We start from the raw sequence: 14636 nt of genomic DNA, 5'->3' as shown, positions 1-14636 counted from the left end.
TTCTACGCATTCATTAGAACAATTCTTGACTCGGGTCAGCTGGCTTCTATATGAAAACGGAAAACAAAGTTACACAATATTTCAGAGAATCGTTTACGAGCGACTTAAAGGCTGGATTTATCACGGCCATTGTGGCGCTGCCGCTGGCTATTGCTTTTGCCATTGCTTCAGGTGTAGAGCCTCAGATGGGGCTGTACACAGCTATCATTGCGGGTATGTTAGTATCAGCAACAGGGGGATCGAAATACTCTATTTCCGGACCCACCGGGGCAATGACTGTCATCATTCTTTCAACACTGCACGGCTTCGGGCTTGAAGGACTACTTCTTGCAGGCTTCTTTGCCGGTGCATTTCAGATACTGTTCGGGGTCCTGAAACTTGGTAAGGTTGTTAAATACATCCCCCTCCCCGTCATATCAGGATTCACGAGCGGTATCGGTGCTATCATTCTTATCGGCCAGATACCAAATGCTCTTGGAATGATAATTCCTGCAAAGGAACACGTATGGGAAACGCTATACACCATCATCTCCAATCTGAGTCTTCTTGACACAACTGCCATAACGGTATGTTTTGCCACCATTCTGCTTCTGTTATATCTGCCGGGAATGCTGGCAAGAATCAGATACATCAACAGCCTTCCAGCTTCCATTATCGCACTAATACTATCGGTAATGCTGGTCTTTTTCTACAAGATAGACATCCCCATCGTTGGCAGCATCCCTGCCGGGCTTCCACAGATACAGATGTTAAACTTCAACCTTGGACTACTCATGGCAATCTTGCCAGCTGCCCTTACAATCGCACTTCTGGGAACTATTGAATCACTACTCTGTGCCGTGGTCTGTGATGGTATGACCAACACAAAACACAACAGCAACAAGGAACTCATTGGTCATGGAATTGCGAACATGATTCTGCCCTTCTTCTCAGGAATTCCCTGTACAGCAGCCATTGCAAGAAGTGCCGTGAACATCAGGGAAGGTGCAAAGACGCAGATGTCAGGTATCTTCCATGCCATTATACTGCTGATCATATTACTCTTCCTGGGTCCGATTGCTGCTTTCATCCCCAAAGCATACCTCGCAGGTGTGCTCATTCTCGTCTCCGTGAGGATGATCAATCTAACAGAACTCAAAACCACAATGCATATCAGCAAGATGGACAGCGCTGTCCTGCTTGTCACTTTCCTGCTCACAGTGCTCACTGACCTTGTGTTTGCCGTACAAATGGGTATGTTCCTTTCAATTATCCTGCTCTTCATCAGACTGACAAATGTAATAGACATTCATACAATTGAGAACTACGATAAGACAAAAGGCATCAACGCCACCATTTTTGCCGACTCCTACCTTGAAAAGAACGTCTCGGTCTACACCATCAACGGCCCCTTCTTCTTTGGAGCCATGAACGTTTTCGAGGGCAAACTAAACGAACACATAACCATTAGCAAACCTCACATAATTATGCGTATGCGTTATGTTCCCTTCATAGACACAACAGGCATCGAACGACTTAAGAGTTTCATCAAATCAAGCAAAAAACTCCACCAGAAGGTCTACCTAACTTCAATACAGCCCGAAGTCATGAAGAGAATGAAAAGCGACAGAGAGCTAACAGAGCTCATGGAAAAGCAGCATGTGCACGTTTGTGATAGCACCCAGGAAGCACTGGCTTATTTGAAGCAAGAGAATGAGAGTGGAAAAAAATGATTATTAGAGAAAAAGGTTCAATACTAAATTATTAGTAACTATTCAGCCTGATAAAAACACTATCAATAGCAATCTTGACAAAAAGTTGAGACCTACATTTTATTAGGATCATTAATTTTGATTGTTGTCATTGATTGCTTTTTTGATTCTTAGGTTGTTAGTGAGCAAACATCTCCGTTTTGATTAAATCAGTATCAATAGGCTAATTGTGGTAGGCTGAATAGTTACAATTATTAATTTGCATCATGTGAGTTGAAATAATACTCACATTTTATAAAATATTCGGATTATTGAAAAGGTAGGCCCACAGACCACCAATTGCCAGAGTTTCGACCAATGGCAGACTAGAGTGAAGGGAATTCGTCATCGCATAGATGAAAAAACTTACCAGAACACCAATAGCAAGAGTACAGAGAACAAGATCTTCCATTTCCATTTTTACACCTCATTAATTTATGAGAGTTAGAGATAATTATGATTTTATTACTGTTTTTAAGAAGGGACAGTAAGATGGTAAAACCCATTAACCATATTTATATTTTTTGGAGAACACATTCCGAATTATCATATTTAAATATTGTGGAAAGAATCAGTCACAAGATACTAAAATATAAATAGAAATGCTATTGAATGTGTTTTTGTGTTGACTACAAAAACACTTAATTATTTTTTTCATCCGTATCAAAATGTATAGTCGTGAACTTTGACTTTATTCTTGGCTTAAAAGAAGCGTGTCATAAAAGCAAACTTCACAAATAGTATTTATATTTTTCGGGAACCTTTTCAAATTACAGGAACCAAGAGGAACTGTAAGTAGATTAAATTAAGCTGAATAAAATAGAAAAATAATTCAAGAAGATAACATACTTGCCCAATATATCTTACACTGCCAGATTCCTTAAAAGCCTTATTTTAAAGTTCAACCATCATCCCATAACCATGCTCATCCGTAGGCCTTTTGAAAAAGCCGAATTTTTCGTAAAAGTTCTCTCTTCCTTTTGCTGACATCAGGGTAATGTACGAATATTCCTGAACGTTCTCTTTCAACCCAAGTTTGACAGTTTCGTATCTTTTCGAAAGAGAATCTCTTCTATTTCAGCCCATATTTTTAGTTTTTTTGTCCAGAAAACCTATTTGACAGTTTTAATAAATTCACTTAAAATATCATGAAATTCCCCATTTACGCTCCAAAAACAGAGTATTTATCGCATCAAAATTTGAGTAAATGTACTTTTTTGATTTTCTCTGCCATGAATCCACAGTAACTGTCAAATTCGAAATGGATTTTTGGCTTTGGTAATTAAACATCGTTATATAATATGATGGCCTCTTTTTATATATGAATTGTCCAAAGTGTAAGAGTTCCAGTCATAAGAAGAACGGTAGGATTGATGGTCGACAACGCTACAAATGCCATGATTGTGGATACAACTATTCAGTAGATATAAAATCCACCGCTAGCCCCGTATCTGTTAAGCGACAGGCTTTACAACTCTATCTGGAGGGGTTGGGATTTCGTTCAATTGGACGTTTTTTGGGCGTTAGTCATGTTTCTGTTCAAAAATGGATTCGAAAATTTGGTAGTGAATTAGAGGATCTAAAAAGTGAAAATGAGATTTCTGTTGTGGAATTGGACGAGATGCATACTTATATTGGGAATAAAAAAACTACTGCTGGATATGGATTGCTGTTGATAGATATGGGAAGAAATTCATCGATTGCTCTTTTGGCAGCAGAGGAACAAAAACAGGACAAAAACTCTGGAAAAAGTTAAAGACAAAAGAGGTTGGGGAAGTAATGACGGATTATTGGAGGGCATATGCCAAGTTAGTCCCCAGAAACATCCATACTCGATCAAAAGCAGAAACATATACTGTTGAAGGATACAACAGCATATTTAGGCATTTCCTGGCAAGACTAAGGAGAAAGTCAAAGTGTTATACTAAAAGTCTTGAAATGCTAAAAATCTCCGTTTTGCTCTTGATGAAATATAGGAATAAAGAACTAGCTATGTTTAATTAACAATGCCGGATTTTTTAATGAATTTTGTTGACATATGTTTCAGTTCTGTAAATTCATATCGCATCACCGATATGAACAACTGTGCAATGAATCCAATGATTATAGCACCATAAATGCTATCATCCGTCCACACTCTCAAAGGTTTGATCTCAATCTCGTTCTTCAGGGAATGAAATATCTTCTCAATTGAATCTTTTTTTCGATATGTTAGAATAGCTTGTTTTAATGTCAAATTCTTGCTTGATTTTAGGCAGAAAAATCCTTCTCTTCCAGTGATGAGCTTATCTTCAAGAAGTTTAATCGCTTCATTTTCACTGAGTTCGATAAGTTTCGTCTGAAATGAATAACTTACATCAATCAGTACATTATTGATCCTGAAACGTTTTGGAATCTTTTTATTCTTGTCAATAATCTCCTGTAATTCTCTCGCCTCATGAATTTGTCTTAGAACTTTTCTTCCCTTTGATTCCAGTTGTTCTTTTTGAAGCTTCTCTGAGAAGTAAATATAGTTTACACTACTGGGTTTAGTAATCTTAATTCCATAGATTCCATTCTCCTGATCAACTATCTCAGGATAATATCCAGCAAAATCTGCGATGATCTTATCATCGCTTTTATTAAGCTTTTTTGCAGTTATGTACTGCATCTCATCTGCTCTGACCAAGGCAATATTCTCTATACTGTTTGCACCTTTATCAAACACAACAAGAGAACCTTTTCTAAGTCTCTTATTTACCTGATGATATGTCCTCTTAAAATGAGTATGATCATTCAAATTCCCTTTCTCTACAGTGATTCCAATAGGAAGGTTGATGGGATCAGCGAGTTCGCTGATACCTATGGTTATTTGCTTCTTATCTGGCCTATGATCACGACTATATCCATATTTACCAAGTGGAGCTTTATCGCCATACAATACAACACTTGTCCAATCCATGTTGATATTGGTATGTTCAAAATCATACCTCGCAAACAGTCGATCCTGAATATCTGAAATAATCGTTTCACGATTATTTCCCAGGGTTTCAAGAACCCTGTACAGAGTTCTTTCACTAAATTCCTTAAGATTAAAGATATCAAGGACTTCATTACGGTTAATCCATGTATGTGCTTTTTTGATGCTAAAATTATCTGTGAGCTTATAGCTCACAAGAGCTTTCAATAGCTCGTTGATGTCAATACCATGTTTTTTGTGTTTGCCAAAAACAGTGGAAAAGTCAAGGAGTTCGTAAAGTTGGTTTACTGCCAGAATGGTTCCGATGGGAAAGCATATATTCTCGTTAGGAATAATCTCGTATGTTCTTAGTTTTGTTTGCATTTTTGGTCGAATACAACAAAATTAAGAACACATTTATTACTTTTGACTGTCAAACTTGGGTTTCAAGTAAAACATTATTCTTTCCATAAGTGCAGTGCCAATTCCCTGATTCTGGTATCTTGGCAGAACGATGACATCAGCAACAAAAAAGATGAAACTGTAATCTCCTACTACACGGGACATGCCTATGACCTTGCCATCTTCAATAGCACAAACGCAGTAATTAGAATTTTTCAGACTCTTGCAAATGTATTTATCTTCCGGGAAAGACCAGTCAACCGATTCTCGTAGCTCTTTATACTCTTCAACTGAAGGAAGCTTTTCTTCGATTATGTAATTAATCATATTCAACCTAAATTTGTCACCAGAAATAAACAAATATCAAAGAGAATTAATCCCACTTTAATTAAATTACTCTTTTTGCCAGAAAAAGAAACATAAAAAATTATATTTCAGTTATCAGCTTTGCATCTTTAAGGTAATAATCATAAAGATCCTTACCCCACTTGCGCCCTTCTGGGCTGGAGCATGTCACCTGCTTATTACTAAATTCATTATCTTTGGAAAGTAGCCTTAAAAGAAAACCAGTGTCACAAACCGTGAGTGATGAAATTTCTACATCTTTTTCATAAGTATATATCTTAACATTTTCAAGTCCAAGAGCAGATTTAGATTCATCATACATTTCATCAATTATAGTTACTAACTTAACATTTTTAACTTATCATCCAGAAATGTCTCAATCCATTTTCTTGCGAAGCTAATCTTTGATGAACAATCAATAAACGCCTCAGCAATCAGATTTTTCATATGATCCAGATCTTTCACAAAATTGCGAGAAATAATTCTTTTGACACTTTTCCAGATGAATTCGATTGGATTCAAGTCGGGTGAATATGGAGGTAAATAGACCAATTCAATATCATTTGCCTGTGCAAATTCCACTGTATATTTTGCTCGATGTGATCTAAAATTGTCGAGAATAATTACGATTCTCTCTCCCATGTTATTGTTTTTAACAGCTGATAAAAACGAACATACATCCTCCTTGGTTGAATGTTCTTTGAAATCAATAACAGAATTACCATTCAATGCATAAAAACCGAAGGAGTTTGCTTTTATCCTGGTTGTGTTTTTGAAGATGGCAGGTTTATTGAAAGACCATAAACGAACCGTATTTGATGTTGTTTGGGGAGATGATTCATCAAGAAATCCGATAACGCAATCATCATCGATTAACGGTAAGTTTTTTTTAAACAATCTTCTGCATTTTGTGGTCTTCGATAATCATGCGCATATGGTTTGGCATGATGCATGCCAAACTTCTTCAAGATCACTAGTATTTGCTTAATGGTGTATTGAACCTTAAATTCATTATAAATGAGTTCCTGAACTTCTTTTGTAGACCAATCATCTCTTTCATGTAACATGTCCCTTAGTTTTTCTTTTTGATCATCAGTGAGTTTGGAAGGACATCCTCCTGAAAACCTAGGCTTTAATCCTTCATATCCGTCTTGATTCCACCGCTCTTGCCATTGATATGCAACGGGTTTTGATATCCCTACAAGTTTAGCTGCTTCATTAACAGAAGCTCCTTCATAACGATGTTTAACAAAATATAAACGTTGTAGAACTCGTGTGTCTTTCTCTAATGACTTAATATGTTTAAGCAATTCTTCTGATGAAAGATGATGCTTTATCGGAATTTGTTCGGGTTTAGCCATACAGTATTGTTATACTCAATTAGTATTAATAGTTTGGTTAATAACTATAATTTAGAGATAAGTTCTTTGGAAAAGATCATCGAAACCTCTATGCCTTTATTGACCAGCTGATCCAAAACAGATAGGGCTCCTGGATGCATAAAAGTATAAACAAAGTAAACAGCTTTAGATTCAAGGCAGTCTGTAAGATAATCTGCATTCAGTTCAATTGAATTAACATATCCGGGTTCTACAAGAGTTAAACCCCTGATATCATTTATCCTTCTCAGGAGATGTTTTGGAATAGCATCTAGTTTGTGTTGCGCGAAGTAGCGACTGCTTTCATCCAGCATTTCAATAGTATCCAGAAAGGGTTTCATTTCATTGACTATCAACTTTCCAATACTTGTCAACCCGTAACTGTCATCCGATTGATAAATAAGATTATGCTCTTTCAAGATCTTCATCTGCGGAAGTAATGCCTGCCTTGAAGTATTGAGATTAACAAGCAGAAAACTCATTTCCTGATGGCTATCTTTCAGTAATAAAATCACATTCTTTCTTTTTTCAGAAGCAAACAGAACATCAAGTAATGTCTTTTTCATAAAATACAACTCGTTTTAGTTGATAGAGGAAACACTCTACAAAAAAATGTAGAATAACCGTATAATTAACAAACCCAATTATAGTATTTAATCAATTTGTTATTTGTATTTTATAAAATTTCAATGTAAATAAATATCATACCTTCTACCTGCTAACTTAACAAAACTCCTTTTCAGCACAGGAGTAAATGCCGGTATCAGCACACAGATTCAAGCGCAAGATGAGACTTCAGTTGTGCAAGGAAAAGCATTCTCAACACCTCCCTCACTATAACTGAAACCCAGCTGATCTTTTAAAACATTCTTTACGTTATCAAATTTCCCTATCTATAATCATTGTATTATTCTAACGATCTAACAGCTATCGTTAACAAACAACTGCTTGACAAAACCCCTTCTCTCTTCCATACCAGGACCTTCGAACTCCTCTGCAACCTTCTCCAGCATGTCAGGAATGGCAATATGCTGCGGACATGCATCAAGGCATTTTCCACACTGTATGCACTGCGAAGCAAAACTCTTCTCGGGTCCTCCCAGGATACCACCCAGTCTTGCAGCATACATCAGCATCAGCATATCATCTGAGCCGAACATTTGCAGGTTATTGTACATTTCAAAACACGAAGGGATATCAACACCCTCAGGACATGGCATACAGTACCTGCATCCCGTACAACCAATCTTCATAAGTTCGCCGTACTTCTCAGCTACCCTGCTCACAAGCCCGAGCTCTTTTTCCGTCAGCGAATTTGGCAAACCTTCCTTTGCAAACCTCAGGTTCTCTTCAACCTGGGAGGGTTCACTCATACCGGAGAGTATAACTGTAACCTCAGGATGGTTCCATATCCAGCGCAATGCCCATTCCACAGGGCTGCGTTTTACATCTGCCTCATTCCAGATATCCATCACCTGGGAAGGAACAGGATTTACCAAGTTGCCACCTCTCAGGGGTTCCATTATCACAACACCAAGCCCTTTAGATGCAGCATATTCAAGCCCTTTTTTTCCTGCCTGCACATTCTCATCCAGGAAATTGTACTGTATCTGGCAGAAATCCCAGTCGTAGCCATCAACTACCTCACTGAAATCCTCACTTGCACCGTGGTATGAAAAACCTGCATTAATGATTCGCCCGTCAGCCTTCGCCCTGTCAAGGAACTCAATAACACCAAGGTCCTGAATAGTCTTCCAGCTCTCACCGGCAAGACTATGGATCAGGTAATAGTCGATATGATCGGTATTCAGCTTCTCAAGCTGGGCATTCAGGAACCTGTCCATATCCTCAGGCTTTTTCACCATCCACTGGGGCTGTTTCGTAGCAATCTTCACCTTTTCCCTGTATCCGTCTGCAAGTGCACGGCCAAGGAAAGGCTCACTCTGTCCCATATGGTAGGGCCATGCAGTATCGATATAGTTCACGCCATTATCAATTGCATAACGGACCATCTGCGTAGCCTTTTCCTCATCGATACTATGATCTTCCTTAACCGGCAGGCGCATGGCACCAAAGCCAAGTATTGAAAGTTCATCTCCGTTTTTTGGCATTTTCCTGTATAACATTGAATTCCTCCTCTTATTCAATAACTAATTGCAATTATAATTGTACTCTTTCAGCATTTGTTCTTCCATAGTCTACTTCTGAAATTGACTAATCAGTCATTTGGTTGCTACATTATATAAAAGTTCTTCCAAAGAATATATAAAGTAGAAAATAGTCCAGCTTTTTACATGTCTTCCGCAAACCCTCCAGGAAACAAAACGCCTCATCTACCCGAAGATTATGATACCAAGATAAAATCTGTCCTTCCCTACTACTCATCTTTCCATCTTGAAACAATCAACTTTGTAAAGTCACTTCCTTCTACCCCAAAGATCTGGATGGATACGGGCTGCGGGACAGGCTCACTCATTTCAGAGGCAATTGAACAATTCCCGGACACGAAATTTCTGATGCTCGACCCATCAGAAAAAATGCTGGAGCTGGCAAAGGATAAATTCCCCTCATACAATCACAAAAGAGTTGAATTTCTGAAAGCTTCACCAACCCAGGAGTTCTCCCAAAAACTCGAAAAAAAGCCGGATGCTATTACTGCAATCCAGTGCCACCATTACCTTGATCGTGAGAATCGTACAAAAGCTTTGAAGAAGTGCTATGAACTGCTGAAAAAAGGCGGCATTTTCATCACCTTTGAAAACATCAGTCCGCTCACTGAGGAAGGGATCTCTGTCGGGAAAAGATATTGGGGAGAATTCCAATCTGTACATGGAAGAAGTGAGGATGAAGTGGAAGCCCACCTTAAGCGCTTTGGAGCCGAATATTTCCCCATAAATGTTGAAGAACACCTGAAACTGTTAAGGGAAACGGGATTCAGGACAGTGGAACTCTTCTGGTACTCCTACATGCAGGCTGGTTTTTACTGCATCAAATGATCAGAAAGAATCATTGAAAAACTGAGAGATAATTATCTCTCAGTATCTCAGCAGCGCACCCACCGCATCATCAGAATCAAGGAAATCCCTTTGTTCAATGAACTCCACTTCTGCACCCGTGCGCTGGGCAAGTTCATAGAGTTCTTCCACTATATTTACAGATGATGTCGGTCCTCCACACCTGTCGCATTGTTCCGGTGGCCGGGTGTTTGCCTGCAGGTTCTGGCATCTCTCACATATCCATCCCGGGACTGAAGAGCCTTTAACAATCAAGAGTACGTTTACCCTTGCCTGCTCCAGGGCATTCCGGACGTCTTCCACACCGGCTACAGCCAGACCACCTTTTAAGATTGCGTTTTTCAACTCATCCGCTTTTTTCTTTGATGTGGAAAGTTCATTTTCATGCAGGACAGAGTCGCTTTCCTCTACCAGTTCATCGCGGGAAATATCCATTGCTACGTCAATAACACCCAGTACGCTCTGCCGGACATCCTGCGAGAGCAAGTCCATAAGTTCCTGCTTTGCCTCACCAGGTCCGGCAATTACCAGTCCCCTTGTCTGCAACTCATCACATGTACCCTGAACATTCTCTACCACCTCTGAGAAAAATGATTTGATCGCCTCCTTTCTCAAATGGTTGAAACGCATCTGGCTCCATCCTCCCTTCTTGTGCTTTTTCATAAGGTCTGTAGACAGGTGCTTTTTCTCTTCTGCAATATCCGAACGTATGCAAACAAATCTGGCTTCCCTTGAATCCACAAGGAGCATGCCGTAGTCTTCATAATCTGCCCTCAGTCTTGCCAGAGGCAGTAAAAATGGAGACGTATCAAGAACCAGAGACTTTTCCGGCTCCACAGCCAATCTATAAACATGCAGGAAAGAATCGGGTGCAGATGCAAAAATTATCCTTCCCCTCTCACCTGAAACCGCAGGTTCAAAAAGTAGCTCTTCTGCCATGTCAAATGTCTTCTCGAACTCCGGTCGAAGATCCGCAGGCAAAACTTTCTTTATCGCCCCAACCCTGGAATTCACAAATACCCTGTTCACATGCTCATTTTCCCTGCTCACAGGCAGATAAACTGAAAGGTAAACATTCTCCTCAGCATATATCTCAGCCAGTGCCCTTATATCAATTTCAGTTACAGGCATCAGGTCTTCACTTATGATCTTCAGCAGACTTCCGGAAGGTTTCATAAAAGATTTAACGTTGCCTGGTATTTAAAGTTGTTTAAGTTCACTAAGAAGCAGATGAAAGATGTTCCCGTCCTAGATTCCAGACTCTCAATTTTAGAGTGGTATTTCTGTAACTTCAAAGCTTTTAAATCTCATTGTTTTCAATCATTATACGGGAGTGCTGAAAGTAGACTATTAATTAATTTCCGACAGACATGTTGCCGGAAAATGAGTAATACATACTGCTTCGATTCTTCAAAGCATAATCTGCATTCACACTGTTAACAATTCAAACTAATCAAAAACAGGTGGGGGTTAACTATGGATAAAAAATCACCAGCGCAAAAGCAAAGATGCGTGATACTGGATTCTATGATCGATAATGAATACCGGTCAGAAATTCCTGGAATTGTGGACATGGTCATAAACAGTTGCTCTGAAAAGGGGTGCTTTGACCATCTTGATGCTGCAGTAATACCATCAAAAGAATCGCTTATAGAAATAATTGATCTGATAAAGGACATTCTCTTTCCTGGTTATTTTGGGGACCAGACCGTTGACAGGAACACACTTTCATATCACATCGGGAACGAGATTACCGAACTCTTTAGCAAACTCTCAAAACAAATAACCAACAGCATCATACACGAATGTAATCGTTTTGAAGAAGAGTGCACCGAATGTATTGACCGCGGACATGAGGAAACATTGAAGTTCCTGAAAAAGATTCCTGAAATAAGATCCATGCTGGCAGCGGATATTATCGCCGCATACGAAGGAGACCCTGCAGCTAAAAATTATGATGAGATTATTTTCAGTTACCCCGGCCTACTTGCCATGACGGTTTACAGGTCAGCCCATGAACTACACAAACAGGGAATTACCATAGTTCCGCGAATAATGACAGAATATGCTCACAGTATCGTTGGAATTGATATTCACCCTGGAGCCAGGATAGGAAATGGATTCTTCATCGACCATGGAACCGGTGTCGTCATAGGCGAGACCTGTGAAATTGGAAACAATGTCCGTATCTATCAGGGTGTTACCCTTGGTTCCCTTAGTTTTCCAAAAGATGAAACCGGTGAGCTCATTCGTGGAGAAAAGAGACACCCTACCATAGAAAATGATGTTGTCATCTATTCAAATGCAACTATCCTTGGCGGAGAAACTACAATCGGAGCTCGTTCGGTTATCGGTGGTAGTGTGTGGCTAACCAGATCCGTTCCACCGGATACGAAGGTTGTCATTGAGGAACCAAGGCTCATTATTAAGGAAAAAAAGTGAGGACATAAATTCCAAGGAGGATTTCGATAAACTACCATCAATACCCATACAATTTAATAAAATATAAATAATAGCAAAGCAAATTTACTATTATGGATTCTTTTACTGATTTTGCCTTAAATGAAGAATATAAGCGTCTCCAATCTGTCGGAGATAAGCTTGCTGAAATTGAATATTTAGTAGATTGGAAGCCTTTTCGCCCTATTCTGGAGTCAATGTACATAAACAGAACAGCTTCAGGCGGACGGCCTGAAGCTGATGTTATTGTAATGTTCAAGATGCTTGTTCTGCAACAATGGCATGGTCTTTCTGATGCTGAGCTTGAAAAGCAGTGTATTGACAGGATATCCTTTAGGAAATTCCTGGGATTTCCTGAATATGTACCAGACAGTACAACTGTCTGGTCATTCAGGAAGAGAATTATCGACAATGGTAAAGAAAAAGCGGTGTGGGATGAAATGCAGAATCAGCTTGATGCTCTTGGTTTGAAGATTAAAAAAGGAATGATCCAGGATGCAACTTTTATTCACTCAGATCCAGGACATGCAAAAGCAGATGTACTCAGAGGAAAAGATGCGAAAACAAGAAGAAGCAAAGATGGAACCTGGACTAAGAAAAATGGTAAATCTCACTTTGGATACAAACTTCATACAATTATTGATAAGGATTATGAACTAATCAGAAGATTTGAGACAACAACTGCATCACTTCACGATTCACAGGTTGATCTGTCTGAAAAGGGTGAAGTGGTGTATAGAGATAAAGGATATTTTGGAGCAATAGCAAAAGGTTTTGCAGCAACAATGCAACGAGCTGTAAGAGGACATCCTTTAGGAATAATGGATATCCTCAGAAATGAAAGAATAAGTGTGAAAAGAGTCCCTTGCGAAAGAGTGTATGCAGTGACAAAAGAAATATTTAAAACCAGAAAGGTTCTTGTTACAACTGTAGAAAGAGTGAATGCAAAAATGTTGATGACAGCTTTTTGTTTTAATCTGCATCAATTGAGGACACTAAAAACCAAAGGAGTAATTTAGGATAGCGGGAGCTATACTAAAAATAAGGATTAATGAAGAGAAATAAACAAAATGATAAAAAATGAGAGGATATAATTGAGTTTGAATACTTTAATGATCTAAAATGAGGGAATATCGAAATCCTCCAAGGTATTTTCATAATATTTTGGAACATCAAGAGCTGACTAATATAAGGAGTTGGGAAAATCCAAATCTACGAAGACATTACTAAAACCGTTGGGAATACACCACTTGTGCGCTTGAACAGAATAACTGAGGGATGTTATGCAACTGTGATTGCAAAAGTAGAATCTTTCAACCCTTTAAGTTCTGTTAAGGACCGTATTGCCCTGAACATGATAGAGACTGCAGAAAAAGATGAGTGTCTCAATAAAGATACGGTCATTATTGAACCAACTTCGGGAAATACGGGTATTGGTCTTGCATTCGTCTGTGCAGCAAAAGGCTACCGTCTCATTCTGACCATGCCTGACACAATGAGTATCGAAAGAAGGAAAATACTGAGATTGCTAGGTGCTGAGATAGTGCTCACACCTGGTAGCAAAGGCATGAAAGGTGCCATAGAAGAAGCCAATGAAATGGCAAAGAAAACTGCAAACTCTTTTGTCCCTCACCAGTTCATGAACCCTGCAAATCCTGATATTCACCGCCGAACAACGGCAGAGGAAATATGGAATGATACAGATGGAAAAATAGATTATCTCGTGGCAGGCGTCGGTACAGGAGGAACAATTACCGGAATCTCAGAAGTTATCAAGTCCCGGAAACCATCTTTTAAGGCAATAGCAGTTGAACCGGAAGATTCAGCTGTTCTTTCTGGAGGAAAGCCTGGTCCTCATAAAATACAGGGAATCGGTGCCGGCTTTATTCCTGATGTACTGAATATGGAGATGATTGATGAGGTTGTCAGTGTCAGCAATGACGATGCTTTCGAAACTGCAAGGCAGCTTGCGAAAATGGAAGGAATACTTGCAGGAATTTCATGTGGAGCGGCTCTACATGCGACTTTACAGGTGGCAAGAAGAGCAGAGAATGCCGAAAAAATGATAGTTGTAATATTACCTGATACCGGTGAGAGATACCTCAGTACAGCACTCGCTGAGTTTGAAAATTAAGCACTCCTAAGAATAGAAATGCTCAGGAAGGCAGACACTATTGTGAATAATTCACCAGCTGCCTTTTACTATTTTTATTGTTTTTGATTAATTTATATCCAAAACTTATATATCCAATCAACTTCAAGATTTATTTGGGAGTATTTAAACACGGAGAACTTGTGACATTGAGTTGCAGCTTTGCTTTTACGGTGTTTTTGTATCGGAAAATCAACACATAAACAAGATGGTTTG

13 protein-coding genes and 2 pseudogenes are annotated in these 14636 nt (G+C 39.1%); 6 read left to right on the top strand and 9 right to left on the bottom strand.

The annotated features are described in order from the left end of the window. The first annotated feature begins 50 nt into the window (after positions 1-50). Entirely contained in the window at positions 51-1712 is a 1662-nt protein-coding gene (locus V7O67_RS01870) for a SulP family inorganic anion transporter (protein ID WP_342303726.1), read from the top strand. Between the two features lie 271 nt (positions 1713-1983). Here the strand turns inward: V7O67_RS01870 and V7O67_RS01865 are convergent, their stop codons facing one another. Beyond that, positions 1984-2148 (bottom strand): hypothetical protein, encoded by a 165-nt coding sequence (locus V7O67_RS01865; RefSeq protein WP_342303727.1) that lies wholly within the window; start codon positions 2146-2148, stop codon positions 1984-1986. A gap of 476 nt (positions 2149-2624) precedes the next feature. Further along, complete coding sequence (locus V7O67_RS01860) at positions 2625-2759, bottom strand: hypothetical protein (protein ID WP_406670666.1); 135 nt, start codon at positions 2757-2759, stop codon at positions 2625-2627. Positions 2760-3051: 292 nt separating this feature from the next. Between V7O67_RS01860 and V7O67_RS01855 the strand changes: the two genes are divergently transcribed. Beyond that, positions 3052-3734, top strand: a protein-coding gene (locus V7O67_RS01855; protein WP_406669886.1) for an IS1 family transposase whose coding sequence is annotated in 2 segments (ribosomal slippage) — positions 3052-3412 and positions 3412-3734 — 684 coding nt in all. Because the reading frame shifts where the segments join, the coding sequence is not laid out codon by codon here. Between the two features lie 7 nt (positions 3735-3741). Here the strand turns inward: V7O67_RS01855 and V7O67_RS01850 are convergent. The 6 genes and pseudogenes from V7O67_RS01850 to V7O67_RS01825 all read right to left on the bottom strand — a co-directional run. Further along, positions 3742-5052: pseudogene (locus V7O67_RS01850) on the bottom strand (transposase); the annotation flags it as partial. A gap of 36 nt (positions 5053-5088) precedes the next feature. After that, a complete protein-coding gene (locus V7O67_RS01845) occupies positions 5089-5397 on the bottom strand; it encodes a GNAT family N-acetyltransferase (protein ID WP_342303729.1) in 309 nt (102 codons plus the stop codon). A 100-nt stretch (positions 5398-5497) separates the two neighbouring features. Next, positions 5498-5737, bottom strand: a complete 240-nt coding sequence (locus V7O67_RS01840) for a transcriptional regulator FilR1 domain-containing protein (RefSeq protein ID WP_342303730.1) — start codon at positions 5735-5737, stop codon at positions 5498-5500. Between the two features lie 17 nt (positions 5738-5754). Next, positions 5755-6776, bottom strand: a pseudogene (locus V7O67_RS01835) (IS630 family transposase). 44 nt (positions 6777-6820) lie between these two features. Beyond that, positions 6821-7360: a hypothetical protein gene (locus V7O67_RS01830; protein WP_342303731.1), complete on the bottom strand. Its 540-nt coding sequence runs from the start codon at positions 7358-7360 to the stop codon at positions 6821-6823. Positions 7361-7714: 354 nt separating this feature from the next. Further along, positions 7715-8920 carry an aldo/keto reductase gene (locus tag V7O67_RS01825; protein WP_406670665.1) on the bottom strand — a complete coding sequence of 402 codons (1206 nt, stop codon included), beginning with the start codon at positions 8918-8920 and terminating at the stop codon, positions 7715-7717. 168 nt (positions 8921-9088) lie between these two features. Here V7O67_RS01825 and V7O67_RS01820 point away from each other — a divergent pair, with 168 nt between their 5' ends. After that, the gene (locus V7O67_RS01820) at positions 9089-9790 is read left to right on the top strand and encodes a class I SAM-dependent methyltransferase (RefSeq protein ID WP_406656015.1); all 702 of its coding nucleotides are present in this window, start codon (positions 9089-9091) and stop codon (positions 9788-9790) included. Positions 9791-9829: 39 nt separating this feature from the next. Here the strand turns inward: V7O67_RS01820 and V7O67_RS01815 are convergent, their stop codons facing one another. After that, positions 9830-10984 (bottom strand): Vms1/Ankzf1 family peptidyl-tRNA hydrolase, encoded by a 1155-nt coding sequence (locus V7O67_RS01815; RefSeq protein WP_406670664.1) that lies wholly within the window; start codon positions 10982-10984, stop codon positions 9830-9832. Positions 10985-11284: 300 nt separating this feature from the next. Here V7O67_RS01815 and epsC point away from each other — a divergent pair, with 300 nt between their 5' ends. From epsC to cysK, 3 genes are all read left to right on the top strand, one after another. Next, positions 11285-12250, top strand: a complete 966-nt coding sequence (gene epsC / locus V7O67_RS01810; protein ID WP_342303735.1) for a serine O-acetyltransferase EpsC — start codon at positions 11285-11287, stop codon at positions 12248-12250. 92 nt (positions 12251-12342) lie between these two features. Next, on the top strand, positions 12343-13287 hold the full coding sequence (locus tag V7O67_RS01805; RefSeq protein ID WP_342303665.1) for an IS5 family transposase: 945 nt from the start codon (positions 12343-12345) through the stop codon (positions 13285-13287). Positions 13288-13472: 185 nt separating this feature from the next. Then, entirely contained in the window at positions 13473-14402 is a 930-nt protein-coding gene (cysK, locus tag V7O67_RS01800) for a cysteine synthase A (RefSeq protein ID WP_342306438.1), read from the top strand. Positions 14403-14636 lie beyond the last annotated feature (234 nt).

It is taken from the genome of Methanolobus sp. ZRKC4, assembly GCF_045291305.1.
In the GTDB taxonomy this organism is placed as follows: domain Archaea; phylum Halobacteriota; class Methanosarcinia; order Methanosarcinales; family Methanosarcinaceae; genus Methanolobus.
The sequence above is the reverse complement of the archived record's forward strand: the minus strand, read 5'-3'. Positions and strand labels throughout refer to the sequence as shown.